Origin of the sequence: Pseudomonas sp. KU26590 (assembly GCF_026153515.1) — a bacterium.
In the GTDB taxonomy this organism is placed as follows: domain Bacteria; phylum Pseudomonadota; class Gammaproteobacteria; order Pseudomonadales; family Pseudomonadaceae; genus Aquipseudomonas.
The window spans coordinates 3,201,004-3,217,592 of record NZ_CP110644.1; the positions used below are offsets into that span (position 1 = coordinate 3,201,004).

Genomic DNA, 16,589 nt, shown 5'->3' on the forward strand with positions numbered 1-16,589 from the left:
CTGGAACGTTTCTTGAATCTGAACCCATGACTGCCCGATAGACTCCCGAGTACTCCCGATGCCCGACACGCTTACTCCCTCAAGTCTCGCCACGCTGGAAAACCGTCTGCGTCAGGACCTGACCTGGCTCGATTTGCCCGCCAGCCCTTGGGTCAAGCCGGTTGTCAGCGAAGGCGCGGCGGTCCTGGACGTGGCGATTATCGGCGGCGGCATGGCCGGCCTGGCCCTGGCGGCGGAGCTGAAACATGCCGGCGTGGCGGCGGTGGTGTTCGATCAGGCGCCGGCGGGCTTCGAAGGGCCGTGGGCGACCACCGCGCGGATGGAAACCTTGCGCTCGCCCAAACAACTCACCGGCCCGGCCCTCGGCCTGCCGGCGCTGACGTTCCGGGCCTGGTACCAGGCTCAGTTCGGCAGCGAGGGCTGGGCGGCGCTGGACAAGATTCCGCGCCTGCAATGGGCTGAATACCTGCGCTGGTACCGCAAGGTCCTGGCGCTGGACGTGCGCAACGAGCACCGGGTCAGCCATGTGGCGCCGCGTGCCGACGGGCTGGTCGAGCTGGACGTCGAAACCGCCGGCCACACCCTGCATTTGCGCGCACGCCATGTGGTTTTGGCCACCGGACGGGACGGCCTCGGCGGGCCGTGGGTGCCGGATTTCGCCCACACACTGCCGCGCACGCTCTGGGCCCATTCGGCGGATGGCCTTCAGCCCGAGTGGTTCGAGGGCAAGCGCGTGGCGGTGGTCGGCGGCGGTGCATCGGCCATGGACAGCGCGGCCACCGCCCTCGAATCGGGCGCGAGCAAAGTGGACCTGTTGATCCGCCGCGCCGAGTTGCCGCGCGTCAATAAAGGCAAAGGCGCGGGCAACCCGGGCATGACCCACGGCTACTGGCGTCTGCCGGATGCCTGGAAGTGGCGCATCCGCAATTACCTCAACACCCAGCAGGTGCCGCCGCCACGGGGCAGCACACTGCGCGTCTCAGGCTCCGGCCGTGCGCGGTTCCTGCTCAACAGTCCGGTGGTTTCAGTTAATCAGGACCCGGCGGGCGGCGTGTGGTTGAACACCCCGACCGCACGCATCGAGGCCGACTTTGTGGTGTTCGCCACCGGTTTTCGCACGCACTTTCAGCAGCGCCCGGAGTTCGCACCGTTCGCGTCACACGTCCGTGTCTGGCGCGACCGCTTTCAGTCGCCCGCCGGGGAAAGCGACGCCGAGCTGGCGGAGCTGCCCGATCTGGGCACGTGCTTCGAGTTTCAGGAAAAGACCCCCGGCGCCTGTCCCGGCCTGGACCACATTCACTGCTTCAGTTACCCGGCAGCGTTGAGCTTTGGCGCGGTGTCCGGCGACATCCCGGCCATCAGCGAAGGCGCCAAGCGCCTGGCCCAGGCGCTGATCGGCCAGCTGTTCGTCGAGGACGTCGAGCAACATTTCGATTCGATGCGCAACTACGCCGAACCCGAGCTGTTCGGTGACGAGTGGGTGGCCGGACAACCGACCGCCGACGAGTTGCTTCGATGATCGGCTGGACGCTGCGGCGATTGACCCAGTCGTTACTGGTGGTGTTGCTGATGACGCTGGTGGTGTTCGTCGGCCTCAATGCCATCGGCAACCCGATGGACATTCTGGTGGGCGAAGACCTCAATCAGGCCGAGCGCCTGCAAGCCATCGCGCATCTGGGCCTGGACAAGCCGCTGTGGGAGCAGTACCTGATTTTTCTCAAGGGCGCGGTGCACGGCAATCTCGGCCAGAGCTTCGTCTACCACGAGGACGCCATGCGCCTGATTCTGCAGCGCTTGCCGGCCACCTTCGAGCTGGCGTTCTGCGCGTTGTTTCTCGCCGTGGTCATCGGCGTGCCCCTGGGCATGTTTGCCGGTACCTACCCCGATCACCCGCTGTCGCGAATGATGATGGCCGTGAGCATCGTCGGTTTCTCGCTGCCGGCGTTCTGGGTCGCGCTGATGATGATCATGCTGTTCTCGATCAAGCTGGGCTGGCTGCCGGCCAGTGGCCGTGGCGAAACCCGTGAGCTGTTTGGCGTGCAATGGTCGTGGCTGACCCTTGATGGCCTGCAGCACCTGCTGCTGCCGGCGTTGAACCTGGCGCTGTTCAAAATCTCTCTGGTGCTGCGCCTGACCCGCGCCGGCGTGCGCGAAGTGCTGCCCCAGGAATTTGTCAAATTTGCCCGGGCCAAAGGGCTCTCGCCGATGCGGGTGATGTGTATGCACGTCATGCGCAACACCATGATCCCGGTGGTGACGGTGCTGGCGATGGAACTGGGTTCGACCATCGCGTACGCCGTGGTCACCGAAAGCATCTTTTCCTGGCCCGGCGCCGGCAAGTTGATTCTGGACAGCATCAACATGCTCGATCGCCCGGTGGTGGTGGCTTATCTGATGGTCGTGGTGGTGATATTCGTGGTGCTTAACCTGATCGTCGATGGCCTGTATTACCTGCTTGATCCCCGGGTTCGCGTGGAGGGCTCGCGATGAATGCGGCCTCCAAAGCAGCCCCAAATCCAGTGCCGTCCAATGTCGTTCTGCAGGCGCAATCGCCCTGGCGCAGGGTCGCCGTCGAATTCATGAGCTCGCCCACTGCCGTGATCGGCTTGCTGGTGCTCCTGTTTATCGTGCTGGTGGCGGTGCTGGCGCCGTGGATCGTGGTGCAGAACCCGTATGACCTGATGCAGCTCAACGTGATGGATGCGCGGCTTGCCCCGGGCAATACCAACATGGACAGCGGTTACACCTATTGGCTGGGCACCGACGGGCAGGGCCGCGATCTGGTCTCGGCGATTCTGTACGGCCTGCGCATCAGCTTGTGGGTCGGCATCGGGTCGGCGCTGATCGCGGCGGTCATCGGCACCCTCGTCGGGTTGGTCTCGGCCTACGTCGGCGGCTGGCTGGACGCCTTGCTGATGCGCCTGGTGGACCTGCTGCTGTCATTCCCGGTGATTCTCATGGCGCTGATGATTCTGGCGTGGCTGGGCAAAGGCGTCGGCAACGTCATGCTCACGCTGATCGTGCTGGAATGGGCCTATTACGCCCGTACCGCGCGGGGCCAGGCCCTGACCGAAAGCCGCCGCGAATATGTCGATGCCGCGCGCGGGCAAGGGATCGGGCCGTGGCGCATTGTCGTCGGCCACATTCTGCCCAACTGCCTGCCGCCGTTGATTGTCATCGGCGCGCTGCAGATTGCCCGGGCGATCACCCTCGAAGCGACCCTGTCGTTCCTCGGCCTGGGCGTGCCGGTGACAGAGCCTTCGCTGGGGCTGCTGATTGCCAATGGCTTTCAATACATGCTCAGCAACGAGTACTGGATCAGCCTGTTTCCCGGCCTGGCGCTGTTGATCACCATCGTGGCGATCAATCTGGTGGGCGACCGCCTGCGCGATGTCCTCAACCCGAGGTTGCTGCGATGAGCCTGCCTGAACTCAGTGCCGCGTTGATGTCAGCGCGAACGCCGACGCTGGAGGTGCGCGATCTGTGTACTTCGTTCTACACCCGCGCAGGCGTGTTGCCGGCGGTGCGGGATGTGTCCTTACGGGTCGCGCCCGGCAGGATTCTCGGTCTGGTGGGCGAGTCAGGTTCGGGCAAATCCGTAACCGGCTTTTCCATCCTCGGCCTGGTCGACGCGCCCGGCCGGATCAGCGGCGGGCAAGTGCTCTTCAAGGGGCTCGACCTGACCCAGCTCAGTGCGGCGGGCTTGCGGGAACTACAGGGCAACCGCATCGCGATGATCTTCCAGGACCCAATGATGACGCTGAATCCGGTGCTGCGGGTCGACACGCAAATGATCGAGGCGGTGCGTGCCCATCGTACCGTCAGCAAGCGCGAAGCCCGCGCCCATGCCGGCCGGACCCTGGCGCTGATGGGCATTCCCAGCCCGGAAGAACGCCTGCGTGCCTACCCGCATCAGTTGTCCGGCGGCATGCGTCAGCGGGTGGCGATTGCCATTGCGCTGCTGCATGCCCCGGATCTGATCATTGCCGACGAGCCGACCACGGCGCTGGACGTGACCATCCAGGCGCAGATCCTCAGCGAAGTGCAAAAGCTGGTGCGCGAGCAGGGCACCTCGCTGATCTGGATCACCCACGACCTGTCTGTGGTCGCCGGCCTGGCCGATGACGTGGCGGTGATGTACGCCGGGCGCATCGTCGAGCAGGGGTCGGTGGCCGATGTGCTGGACCGTCCGCAACACCCTTACACCCAAGGCCTGATCGACAGCCTGCCGAGCCGCAACAAGCGTGGCCAGCGCCTGCGACAGATCCCCGGCATGGCGCCGGACCTGCTGTCGATGCCGACCGGTTGCGCGTTTGCCGCGCGCTGCTCGCGAGCCTCGTCGGTCTGTGCTGAAGAACCGCCGGAGCGCGAAATCGCGCCCGGCCAGACCGTCCGTTGTTTTCATCCGGGAGCCGCCGATGCGCAGTGAATCCTCGCCTCTGATCGAGCTGCGCCAGGTCAGCAAAACCTTCGGCAAAGCGGCGGACAGCTCGGTCCAGCGCCTGCTGCAACGCCTGCACGTCACCCGTCCACGGCCGGTGACCCACGCCGTCGACAAGGTGGACCTGCGCATTCAGCGCGGTGAAGTGGTGGGGCTGGTCGGCGAGTCCGGCTGCGGCAAGTCGACCCTCGGGCGCATGGTCGCGGGCCTGCTGCCGGTGTCGTCCGGCACTGCGCTGGTGGACGGCCAGGCGCGGGACAGCCTGACGCCAGAAGAACGCCACGCCGTACGTTTGAAAGTGCAGATGATCTTTCAAGACCCGTCTTCGAGCCTGAACCCGCGCCTGCGCGTGGACCGCATCGTCGGCGAGGGCGCGCTGTTGCACGGCCTGACCGACAAACAGGGTTTCGACGATTACGTCAGTGCCCAACTGCAGCGCGCCGGGCTCAGCCCGCAACTGCGCCAGCGCTACCCGCACCAGTTCAGCGGCGGCCAGCGTCAGCGCATCGGCATCGCCCGGGCACTGGCGGTGCAGCCGGAACTGTTGGTCTGCGACGAGTCGGTGGCTGCGCTGGACGTGTCGATTCAGGCGCAGATCCTCAACCTGTTCATGGACCTGCGCGACGAACTGGGGCTGACCTATCTGTTCATCAGCCATGACCTGGGCGTGGTCGAGCACCTGTGCGATCGCGTGGTGGTCATGTACCTCGGCCGGGTGGTGGAAAGCGCCTCGGTGGACGATCTGTTCGCCCGCGCCAATCATCCCTACACCCAGGCGCTGTTGGCGCAGATCCCGCGTTTCGATGTGCGCAGTACCCGTTATGACGCGATCAAAGGGGAAATCCCCAGCCCGCTGAACCCGCCCGCCGGGTGTCATTTCCACCCTCGCTGCCCGTATGCCACGGCGCGCTGCCGCGAGGAAGTTCCAGCCCTCAGGGAGGTTTCGCCGAACCACCTGAGTGCGTGTCACCTCAACGATCTTTCATGAACGCGCCCCTCGAAGTGCGTCCTGAACCCCAGCCATTGCGTACAAGGAATCTCCCATGCAACCACGTGTTCGCTCACTGATCGCCACGGCACTGCTGCTGGCCGCCGGCGGTGCGTCGGCCCAAGACCTGCGGATCGGTTACGCCGACCCGGTCTCGTCCCTCGACCCGCAACTGAACAACTACGCCGGCGACCGCTCGGTGGCGCTGCACGCCTTCGAATCCCTGGTCAATCGCCACGATGACAAAACCCTGCCGGGCCTGGCCAAGAGCTGGAAAGTCGTGGACCCGACCACCTGGCAGTTCGACCTGCGCGACGACGTCAAGTGGCAGGACGGCACGCCGCTGACCGCCGATGATTTCGTGTTCTCCTTCGAACGCGCGCGCAACGTGCCCGGCAGCGTCGCCTCGTATGCCGGCGCCATGCGCACGGTCGAGTCGGTCAGCGCGAAAGACGCCCACACGCTGATCATCAAGACCCGCTCGCCGAACGCCAATCTGCTGCCTGACGTCGATTCGATCTACATCGTCAGCCGCCACGCCGGGGCGAACGCCAGCAGCGCCGATTACAACGCAGGCAAGGCGCTGATCGGCACCGGGCCGTACCGCTTCGTGTCCTACGTGCCGGGTGACCGCACGATCTTCGCGCGCAATGACAGTTACTGGGGCGGCAAGCCGACCTGGGACAAGGTCGATTTTCGCTTCATCGCCAACGCCGCCAACCGCACCGCCGCGCTGCTGGCCGGCGACGTGGACGTGATCGACAAGGTCTCGCCAACGGATGTTGAGCGGTTGCGCAAGACCCCGAGCGTCAACGTGTTTGCCTATCAGGGGCTGCGCGCGCTGCTTATCCAGCCGAGTTTCCGCGAAGGCCCTAACGAGTTCATCCGCGACAACGCCGGCAAGCCGCTGGCGGAAAACCCGCTGCGTGACGTGCGCGTGCGCAAGGCGCTGTCCCTGGCGATCAACCGCCAGGCCATCGACGAACGCATCATGCAAGGCACCGTGACCGAGGCCAATCAGTGGATGCCGGCCAACACCTTCGGCTACAACCCACAGGTGAAGAACATTCCCTACGACGTCAAGCAGGCCAAGGAACTGCTGGCTCAGGCGGGCTTTCCCGAGGGCTTCCAGTTGACCGTGCACGTGCCGGGCGACCGTTACCCGCAGGCGCCGGAAGCGATGCAGGCGGTGGCGCAGTTCTGGTCGCGGATCGGCGTCAAGGTGCAGCTCGAAGTACTACCGTGGGCGGTGTATGCCGGCAAGGCCAACAAGAATGAACTGGCGATCAGTGTCATCGCCTGGGGCAATGGCACCGGTGAAGCGGCTTACGCGCTGACCAACATTCTCACCACGGTCGACAGCAGCAAGGGGCAGGGCGCCTCGAACTGGGGTCATTACAGCAACCCGCTGGTGGACAAGGCGCTGGTCGACTCAACCGCTGAGTTCGACGAAGCCAAGCGTCGGCAGATTCTCGAGGACTCGGTGAAGGTGGTCAGCGACGACGTCGGCATCATCCCGCTGTTCCATTACCAGAACATCTGGGCGGCGCGTAAGGGCCTGAAGGTCGAGCCGCTGGTGAGCGACCGCACGGCCGCGACCATGGTCACCGAGCAACCGTGATTCTGTATGTTCCCGCTGCGATGTTGCTTCGCGGCGGGGCGTCGTCCCATTCACTGTCAGGAAACGTCATGTCCTTGAACCCGTCACACCCGCTGGACACTGCGCCGGGCGTCGCGCCCGATGTGCTTGACCGCCTGCTCGGCATCTCGCCGGGCTCGAATCTTCACGCTGTTCGTCATGCCCGCGACAAGGTCGCATCCGCCACCCAGGGCAGTCAGGATTTGTTCTTCGCCCCTGAGCTGCCGGGCAATCTGCCGCTGACCGAACGCCTGTGGGTGGCGTATTACGCTGCCCATCTGACGCCCCACCCGACGCTCGCCGCGCATTATCTGGCGCAGCTGCACACACAGGGTGTGGATGCGTTGAGCGTGGCCAGCGTCGACTCCGGCGTACTGTGTGAGGTGAGCGACCCTCGATTGCGCGGCATTCTGGCGTTCACTCGCACGCTGATCGAGTCGCCGGTCCATGGCGATCAAGGGGCCTTGCAAGCGCTGCAAAATGTCGGGCTGAGCACTGAGGAAATCGTCGTGCTGGCGCAACTGGTTGCGTTCATGTCCTATCAAGTGCGTCTGGCCGCAGGGCTGGGTGCGTTGCTTTCCGCCGGAGAAGCCCCATGAGCGAGCCGATTCGCGACAACGGATTCACCAACGAGGTACTCGGCTGGAAGGCCTGGCTGCCGACGGTTGATTTGAACAGCGCTAGCGCGGAGCAGATCGCGGTGCTCGAAGAGAGCCATCCCCAGGCCAAGACGTCGGACTACTACCTGACCCTGGCCCACCACCCGGACATTCTTCGCCAGCGTTCCCAGGCGTTCAACGCGATCATGTACGCGCCGGGCGGGCTGTCCCGTGCCGAGCGTGAACTGGCGAGCACCGTGGTCTCGTGCGTCAACCGCTGCGTGTACTGCGCCTCGGTGCATGCCCAGCGTTTTGAGCAATTGGCCAAGCGTAACGACGTGATCCGCGAGGTCTTCGCCGACCCTGCGACGGCGGGCACAAACGAGCGGGAAAAAGCCATCGTGCGGTTTGCGATCGACCTGACCCTGACCCCGGGCTCGATCGATGTCAGCCACATCAAAGCGCTGCGTGAACAGCGCCTGGACGATGGGCAGGTGCTGGATTTGATCCACGCGATCTCGATCTTCGCCTGGGCCAACCGCCTGATGCTGAATCTGGGTGAGCCGGTGTTTCCGGCGGATTAACGCTGATAGATGAATGCGGCTGTTGGGGTGGGGTGGCGCTCTGACCCCTCGCTGTCGTTCAGCGAACGCATGACCTGTAGACGCGCGCTTGCCCGCGAATGGGCGGTACATCCAACGCATGTTTATCGTCTGTACCGACGTCTTCGCGGGCAAGCGCGCTCCTACAATGGATCTTCGCCAAACCGAATAATCGCGGTGAATGAATAAGTTTTAGATACCGGCTTGCTGGTGAACGCAGAACCCGTAGGAGCGTGGCTTGTCCCGCGATCTGGCGCGAAGCGGTAGTAATCCGGTGGGCGCGGTCTTGCGGCAAAACCGAGGCGTCAGGTTTACGACTGCTGCGCAGCCGATCGCGGGACAAGCCACGCTCCTACAATGGATCTTCGCCCAACCGGATAATCGCGGTGAATGCATAACCTGTGGGAGCCGGCTTGCTGGCGAATTGGGAGTTACATCCGACGCCTATTTATCGTCTGTACCGACGTCTTCGCGGGCAAGCGCGCTCCTACAATGGATCTTCGCCTAACCGGATAATCGCGGTGAATGCATAACCTGTGGGAGCCGGCTTGCTGGCGAATTGGGAGGTACATCCGACGCTTATTTATCGTTTGTACCGACGTCTTCGCGGGCAAGCGCGCTCCTACAATGGATCTTCGCCCAACCGGATAATCGCGGTGAATGCATAACCTGTGGGAGCCGGCTTGCTGGCGAATTGGGAGGTACATCCGACGCTTATTTATCGTTTGTACCGACGTCTTCGCGGGCAAGCGCGCTCCTACAATGGATCGTGGCAACCGCCGGGAATCTGCGGCGTACACAGCTCCCGTTCCCGGCTAAAGCCGGTGCTACGGGGGATATGCGGTCCCACCTAGTCATGTGCTGCATCAGTGGGACCGGTCCCGCTGGGCGTGCAAAAAAAACGGCCTCCATTGCGGAGGCCGTTTTGTTTTCAGGCGATTACTCAGGCAACAAGGTCAGTCACGTGCAGCTCTTTCACGCCGACCAGCTGGATCTCGAAATCCGGGGTCGCGTCGGCGTTGACGCTGCCGTAGAGGATCCCGTCAGCGAACCGTATTTGCCCTGTCGCATCGTTGCTGTCAAAGGCGTTGCTGCCGATGAAGGTGAACGCGTCGATCCCCGGTGTCTGCGGATTGGCGTCCAGGGCGCTGAAGTCGAGCAGGTCGCCCTCGGCGCTCTTGAAGCCGTTGATCACGTCGCGCAACGCACCCACGCCCATGTCGGCGATGGAGTCGAACACGTAAGTGTCCGCCCCGGTGCCGCCTGTCAGCGAGTCAGTGCCAGCGCCGCCGATCAAACGGTCGTTGCCCGAGCCACCGATCAGCGTGTCATTGCCGGCACCGCCGTTGAGCACGTTGGCGCCGCTGTTACCGGTCAGGCTGTCGGCGAAGGCGCTGCCGATCAGGTTCTCGACGCTCTTCAGCGTGTCCAGGCCTGAGCCCCCGGTGTTCTGCTGCGCCGAAGTCGAGAGCGTGGCGGTGATGCCGGACTGCGCACGGTCGTACGAAACGGTGTCATTGCCGTCGCGACCGTCCAGCACGTTGTTGCCGCTGCCGGCGAACAGCATGTTGTCCAGGGCGTTACCGATGCCGTTGGCTGCATCAACGCTGTCGATGTACAGGTTTTCGACGTTGCTGCCCAGGGTGAACGTCGCCAGGGTGCTGTGCACGCTGTCGATGCCACCGGAGACGCGATCGACGTTGGTTTCGATCACGCTGTCGCCGCTGTCGTCGACGTAGTAGGTGTCGTCGCCGTTGCCGCCGCTCATGCTGTCGGCACCGCCGGCGCCGTCAATCACGTTGACCGCGGCGTTGCCGGTGATGAAGTTGCGCAGCTCGTTGCCGTTGCCGTCGATGGCCGAAACACCGGTGAGCACCAGGTTTTCCAGGTTCGCGCCGAGGGTCCAGCTGACCGATGCCTGCACCGTGTCGATCTGCGACGGTGAGTCGCTGCTTTCGGTGACGCTGTCGAAGGCGTTGTCGACGATGTAAATGTCGTTGCCTTCGCCACCGCTCATGCTGTCGGCGCCAAGGTCGCCGTCCAGCGTGTCATTGCCGGACGAGCCCACCAGGGTGTCGGCCTGATCGGTGCCGAAAATCTTCCCGCCCTCGTTCTGCACGCCGTCGAAAATGGCCTGCACGCTGTTGTTGTCGCTCGGGTCGCCTTTGAAGCCCAGGTCGTCGGCGATGTAGTCGGCCAGACGCTGACCGACGATCTCGGCAGACTCTTCGTGCAAGTGCCAGACGTCATCGGGATACACCAGCGGGTCGACTTCGTGGCGCAATGGCAGGTCCGTGTAGTCCACCGCAATCTTCACGTCGTCACGCTGGGCGGCGATCGCTTCCTGGGTGGCGCGCACGTAGCCGACGCCCTCGACGATGCCGGCGATCTTCTCTTCCGAGAAACCGCGTGCGCGGGCCGCGTCCTGGTCGTAGTGACCGGTTTCCATCATGTACACGTTGAAGTTGCCGAACTGCGCGTGCAAGTAATCGAACACCGACAGTGTCGCGGCCTTGTACGACGCCGCAGCGGCGTCCTTGTCTGAAGCGCGGGCGATTTCCTGCGCCGCTTCCTCGCCCTGGCCCCAGATGATGCCCATGGTCACGTTGTCGACCGCCTTCAACTCGGTGAGCTGGTCGTTCAACAAGGCCACGGCGCGCAACAGCGCCGGGCCCGGTTGATCGGTGTCGGTCAGCCACCAGCACAGTTTCAGTTCTTCGGCGCCGAGGGTCGACATGCCGTTGACCGTGCTGCCGCCCACCGCGAGGTCGATGCCATTGCCGTCGGCATCGTTGAACTGGCTGCGCACGTCATAGGTGGTGTACTTGCTCAAGCCGTCCACGAGCATGGTTGTGCCGGACTGGCTGTCGTCTTCGGTCATGCGCAACAGACGGGCGTTGGACTGGCCGAGGGTCGGCAGGAACAGGATGTCCTGGTCGGCCCGCGAGCCGAAGACGAAATCGTCGGCCGTGAGGGTGTTCATGTAGTTACCGCTCAAGGCGATCTCGAAGCGGTGACCGTCGGCGTCAGGAACGCTGGATTTGATGTAGGTCTTGTCGCCGGCAGCGTTCAGGCTCAGGTACAGCGTGCCGTTGCTGCCGTCGCCCAGGCCGAGGAACCCCAGGGTCGACACGTCGATCTTGTCCACGCCGTGGGTGAAATCGTAGATCGTGTCGGTGGCGGTGACGCCGCCGGTGGTGTAGTCGCGGTAGCTGTCCTGGACGCTGGTGTAGCGGAAGGTGTCGGCACCTTCGCCGCCGTACAGCGAGTCGCGACCGGCACCGCCGTCGACGATGTCCGGGCCGGCGCCGGCGCGAATGGTGTCGTTGCCGCCCAAACCGAGGATCAGGTCCGCCCCGGTCGTCCCCGCCAGGGTTTCGCCGCTGGCGGTGCCAGTGATAGTGCTGGCCGGCGCGTCGGCCACGGCCAGGGCAAAGCTGTCACTGACCGACGCGCCCGACGGGTCGGTGGCCTTGATCAGTAGCGTGTAGTTGCCGGAGGCCGTGCTGGTCGGCGTGCCGCTGAAGGTCAGGCGGGTGCTGTCGAAGCTGAGCCAGTCGGGCAGGGCGCTGCCATCGGCCAGGGTCGCGGTGTAGGTCAGTGCGTCGTTGTTGCCGTCGGAAAAGCTGTTGCTGGTGACGGCGTAGGTGAACGGCGAGTTTTCCGTCGCGTTCTGGTCCAGCAGCGGAATCACCACCACCGGCGCCACGTTGCTCGGCACGTTCTGGTTGGCGAAGACGAAATGGCTGGCGTTCAGGCTGCCGGCCAGATTGCCCGCCAGGGACAGCTCGAAACGGTTGCCGCTGGCGTCCGCGACGTTGTCCTTGACGTAGGTGCGGTTGTTGCTGGCGTTGTAGGTCACCTGCAGGGTGCCGTTGAGGCCGTTGCCCAGCCCGGTATAACCCAGCCCAGAGAGGTCGATCTTGTCGGCGGCCACATCGAAATCAAGGATTTGGTCGCTGGCGCTGGTGGTCGCCGTGCGGTAGCTGTCCTGGGTGGAGGTGAAGCGGAACACGTCCGAGCCCGCGCCACCGGTGAGCTTGTCGGCACCGGCGCCACCGATGAGGATGTCGTTGCCGTCGCCGCCGTTCAGGGTGTCGTTGCCTGCGCCGCCGAAGAGCTGATCGTTGCCGGTGGTGCCCGTCAACGTGTCGTTGCCCGGCGTGCCGTTGATCACGCCCGGCGTCACCGGCACGTCCTGCACGGCGAGGGTGAAGCTGTCGCTGACGTTGGCGTTGCTGGCGTCGCTCGCGGTGATCTTGATCGCGTAGGTGCCCGACGCGGTGTCGCCCGGGGTGCCGCTGAAGGTGCGGGTCGCCGCGTCGAAGATCAGCCAGGTAGGCAGGGCGGTGCCGTCGGCCAGGGTCGCGGTGTAGCTGAGGGTGTCGTTGTTCGGATCGGTGAAGCTGGTGCCGGGCACGACGTAGCTGAACGGCGTGTTCTCGGTAGCGTTCTGATCCAGCAGCGGGTTGGCGACGACGGGGGCCTGGTTGGCGACCGGCGCAGTGGCGAACACGAAGTTGGCGCTGGTCAGTTTGTCGAGGTAGTTGCCCACGAGCGCGACTTCGAAGCGGTTGCCCTCGGCATCGGCGGTCAGCGACTTGATGTAGGTCTTGTCGCCGGCGTCGTTGAGCACCGCGTACACGGTGTTGTTCATGCCGTCGGCAAGGCCGGTGAGGCCCAGCTTGGAAAGGTCGATCTTGTCGGCGGTGACGTCGAAATCGGTGATCACGTCGCCCAGGTTCGCGCCGCCGGCATTGTAGTTGCGGTAGCTGTCGGTGCGGCTGGAGAACACGAAGGTGTCCGCCCCGGCGCCGCCACTCAGGGTGTCTTGCCCGGCGCCGCCGTCGAGTCGATCGTCACCGGCGCCGCCCGCCAGGCTGTCGTTACCGGCCAGGCCCAGCAGCGTGTCGGCCGAGTCAGTGCCCTGCAGCGAGTCATTGCCGGTCGTGCCGGTGAGGGTACGATTGAAGATGAAGTTGTCGGCGGTCAGTGCGCTGACGAGGTTGCCGGCCAGGATCAGTTCGAAGCGATTGCCATTGGCGTCAGCGTCGTAGTCCTTGATGTAGGTGCGGTCGTTGCTGGCGCTGTAGCTGACCTGCAAGGTGCCGCCACGGCCGTTGCCCAGCCCGGTAAAGCCCAGTCCGGCGAGGTCGATCTTGTCCTGGGTCGGATCGAAGTCGGTGATGGTGTCGTCAAAGCTGGTGGTCGCGGTGCGGTAGCTGTCGGTTTCGCTGGTGAAGCGAAAGATATCCGCGCCTGCGCCGCCAGTGAGCTTATCGACCCCGGCGCCGCCGATGAGGATATCGCTGCCGCCACCGCCGTTGACAGTGTCATTGCCCGCGCCGGCGTAGAAGATCTCGTTGGCGTCGCTGCCCGGCAGGGTGTCGTTGCCGTCGGTGCCCTGAACCGCCACCACTGGGACGGTCGCGCTGACGTAGCTGCCATCGCCATACAGCAGGGTGTCGCCCTTGGTGGTGTGGCTGATGGTGTTGCCGATGATGCTGTTGCGGTCGGTGCCGTCTTCGTTGCGCTCGGCGACGCCATAGGTAGACAGCGCGCTGCCGTTGATGGTGTTGCCCTGAACGGTGTTGTCGCTGCCGTTGTAATACTTGCCCGAAACGCCCTTGGTGTCGTCGTAGGACTGGATGATGATTTCCGGTACGCTGCCGCCCAGTGCGTTGTTGCTCACGGTGTTATTGGTGACGTCGACGTTGTTGCTGCCGTAGATGCGCACACCGGCGCTGGCGTTGTCGTGTATGTCGACACCGGTCATGGTGACCTCGCTGGAGAGCTTGATCAGCACGCCTTCGGCGCCGTTGCCATACACCTCACCACCGGTGATGGTGATGTTGTTCGGCGAAGGAATGTTCTCGCTGCCGCGCTGCACCACGATGCCGCCACCGCCGTTGCCGTAGGCGACGTTGTTGCTGAGGGTGAAATCGTGGCTGCTGGTCACCACGTTGAAACCGTGGCGATCGTTGTCGTAGGCGATGTTGTTTTCGAAGGTGCTGTCGCTCAGGAAGTCAGCAACGAAGCCGTCCAGGCCGTTGCCATGGGACACGCTGTTCTTGATGACCATGTTCACGGTCTGTTCGTGGGGGTCGAAGCCGTAACCGGAGCAGTCCTTGATCTCCACGCCGTCGAGGGTGACGTTGGAGTCGTACCCTTCCTTGCCGGGGATATAGCCGTTGAACCAGCCGTCGATCTTGCCGGTGGTGTTATCCCGGTTGCCGTCGATGGTCAGGTTGCTCAGGCCGAAATCGTGGGTCTCTTCGCCATAGGCAGAGCGGATGACGCCGGTGATTTTCGTGTCGGAACCGTCGGCCACCTTGATGTTCGAGACGCCCATGCCGTCGCCGTACATGTAGACGTTGCTCTTGAGCATGAGACAACCGTCGGACGGTTCCTCGCCGCCTGACACGATGTAGGTGCCCGGGGGTACATAGACTTGTCCTCCGCCAGCCGCCGCCGCTGCATCAATCGCTTGTTGGATGGCTGCAGTGTCGTCAGAAACGCCATCTCCTTTGGCGCCAAAATCTTGGACGTTAAAAATCATGTACTTATCTCCGGTCACAGGCTTAGGTCACGCTGCGTGCCAATTTCCAATCGGCACGGCAGCAGGTATGACCTACCTGAACGGAAAAGTTGTCGCCGTATGTCGGGAAACCGTCACTTTGTGACGATCGGCATATTTGGGTGGCTGTTATCGTCACATAATTGACGTTTGAGGTGCTGTGCTTTTCTGACACTTTTGCCGGTGGGGGGTGGGTCGCGGGGGCATGCGGAGCGTTCGTAGGACCGGCTTCAGCCGTGAAGAGGCCAGTGGGTGCGCCGTAGATTTCGCGGTGTGAATGCCGACGCCTTCCCGGCTAAAGCCGGTCCCACAGGTGAATGCGGTCGAATAGTAGGACCGGCTTCAGCCGGGAAGAGGCCAGTCTGTGCGCCGTAGATTTCGCGGTGTGAATGCCTGTAGTGGTCAACTAATTCCGGACACCTCGATAGGTGGTTTCGACGCCATCGTCCGTTCGTAAACGGTCGGTGGCAGGTACCCCAGTTTCGAGTGCAGCCGCTCGTTGTTGTAATACCCAACGATGTATTGAGTGATGTCGCGTATCGCTTCGCCATGGTTAGCGTAATTGCGCCGCCATACCCGCTCCATTTTCAGGCTCAGGAAGAAACGTTCCATCACCGCATTATCCCAGCAGTTACCTTTACGGCTCATGCTTTGCTGCATGGCGTGTCTGGCCAGCAGCGATCTGTAGAGTGCACTCGCATATTGGCTGCCGCGATCGGAGTGGGCGACCAGGCCAGGTGGAGGTTGACGCTGGGCGACGGCCATCTGCATCGCGCTGCACACCAGCTCTGCAGGCATGTTGGGGGCCATCGCCCAGCCCACCACCTTGCGTGAGAACAAGTCCAGTACGACGGCCAGGTAGAGCCAGCCGCTGCGCGTTCGGATGTAGGTAATGTCGGCGACCCAAGCGGTATTCATAGCCTGCGGCTCAAACTGACGGTTCAACACATTCTCGGCGATTGGCAGGTCATGCTTGCTGTCGGTCGTATGCACAAACTTGGGTTTCCACGCCGAGCGCAAACCGTTGGCTCGCATCAGTCGGCGGACTTTATAGAGGCCTATTTTCATGCCCTTGGCCCGCAGGGCCCTGGTCAATGGGCGGCTGCCGGAGCAGCCGTCGCTTGCGGCAAAAGCTGCCTTGAGCTGCGCGACGATGGGGCAACTGAGCCGAGCAGGCCTTTGTGCACGGTTCTGGGCTTCGTAAAACCCCGACCGACTGACGTTCAGCAAACGACAGACATGCGCCACCGGATAAGCCTTCTGTTGCAGTTGCCGAACCAGCCGATACGTCACTTCAGTTCGCGGGCAAAGAAGGCGGTAGCCTTTTTTAAGATGTCGTTGTCCGTCTTGAGCTGCCGGTTTTCCTGCTCCAACTGTCGAATGCGCTGCTGCTCAGCCGTCAGCGGATTTCCAATCCCTGCCTGGCCCAACTGTTCAGCGTCGTATTGGCGGATCCACCGTCGTACGGCCGTCTCACCGAGATTCTGGTCCTGGCAAACCTGCGGAACGGTCAGGCCCTGATCCCTGACCATCTTCACGACTTCCAATTTGTAGCTGTCATCAAACCTGTTGCGTTTTCTGGTCATGAAAAACTCCTCGATAAATGTATTTTCCACTTATCGAGGTGTCCGGGGAAATTAGACCACTGCAGCCGACGCCTTCCCGGCTAAAGCCGGTCCCACAAGGTTCGCGTTCAGCCAGCCCACGGGATGCACGCGATGCTCTTTAGTAGGACCGGCTTCA

10 protein-coding genes are annotated in these 16,589 nt (G+C 63.3%); 8 read left to right on the forward strand and 2 right to left on the reverse strand.

The genetic code is table 11. The annotated features are described in order from the left end of the window. Positions 1–58: 58 nt before the first annotated feature. The 8 genes from OKW98_RS13940 to OKW98_RS13975 all read left to right on the forward strand — a co-directional run bounded on the left by OKW98_RS13940 (position 59) and on the right by OKW98_RS13975 (position 8,251). Positions 59–1,519 (forward strand): NAD(P)-binding domain-containing protein, encoded by a 1,461-nt coding sequence (locus OKW98_RS13940; protein ID WP_265385263.1) that lies wholly within the window; start codon positions 59–61, stop codon positions 1,517–1,519. Next, positions 1,516–2,490, forward strand: coding sequence for an ABC transporter permease (locus OKW98_RS13945; RefSeq protein WP_265385264.1), 975 nt, complete (start codon positions 1,516–1,518; stop codon positions 2,488–2,490). Before OKW98_RS13940 ends, OKW98_RS13945 begins: the two co-directional genes overlap by 4 nt. Then, a complete protein-coding gene (locus OKW98_RS13950) occupies positions 2,487–3,419 on the forward strand; it encodes an ABC transporter permease (RefSeq protein WP_265385265.1) in 933 nt (310 codons plus the stop codon). Before OKW98_RS13945 ends, OKW98_RS13950 begins: the two co-directional genes overlap by 4 nt. Next, positions 3,416–4,429 carry an ABC transporter ATP-binding protein gene (locus OKW98_RS13955; protein WP_265385266.1) on the forward strand — a complete coding sequence of 338 codons (1,014 nt, stop codon included), beginning with the start codon at positions 3,416–3,418 and terminating at the stop codon, positions 4,427–4,429. The genes OKW98_RS13950 and OKW98_RS13955 overlap by 4 nt, the downstream gene beginning before the upstream one ends. Further along, entirely contained in the window at positions 4,419–5,429 is a 1,011-nt protein-coding gene (locus OKW98_RS13960; protein ID WP_265385267.1) for an ABC transporter ATP-binding protein, read from the forward strand. Before OKW98_RS13955 ends, OKW98_RS13960 begins: the two co-directional genes overlap by 11 nt. Before the next feature lie 55 nt (positions 5,430–5,484). Further along, entirely contained in the window at positions 5,485–7,050 is a 1,566-nt protein-coding gene (locus OKW98_RS13965) for an ABC transporter substrate-binding protein (RefSeq protein WP_265385268.1), read from the forward strand. A 92-nt stretch (positions 7,051–7,142) separates the two neighbouring features. Beyond that, complete coding sequence (locus OKW98_RS13970; RefSeq protein WP_416148469.1) at positions 7,143–7,667, forward strand: CMD domain protein; 525 nt, start codon at positions 7,143–7,145, stop codon at positions 7,665–7,667. Next, positions 7,664–8,251 (forward strand): peroxidase-related enzyme, encoded by a 588-nt coding sequence (locus tag OKW98_RS13975; protein ID WP_265385270.1) that lies wholly within the window; start codon positions 7,664–7,666, stop codon positions 8,249–8,251. The genes OKW98_RS13970 and OKW98_RS13975 overlap by 4 nt, the downstream gene beginning before the upstream one ends. A 961-nt stretch (positions 8,252–9,212) precedes the next feature. Here the strand turns inward: OKW98_RS13975 and OKW98_RS13980 are convergent. Both OKW98_RS13980 and OKW98_RS13985 read right to left on the reverse strand, forming a co-directional pair. Then, positions 9,213–14,828: a M10 family metallopeptidase C-terminal domain-containing protein gene (locus OKW98_RS13980; protein ID WP_265385271.1), complete on the reverse strand. Its 5,616-nt coding sequence runs from the start codon at positions 14,826–14,828 to the stop codon at positions 9,213–9,215. A gap of 420 nt (positions 14,829–15,248) precedes the next feature. Beyond that, a protein-coding gene (locus tag OKW98_RS13985) for an IS3 family transposase (RefSeq protein WP_265385272.1) occupies positions 15,249–16,432 on the reverse strand; the annotation gives its coding sequence in 2 pieces (ribosomal slippage) (positions 15,249–16,168 and positions 16,168–16,432; 1,185 coding nt in all). Positions 16,433–16,589: the final 157 nt, after the last annotated feature.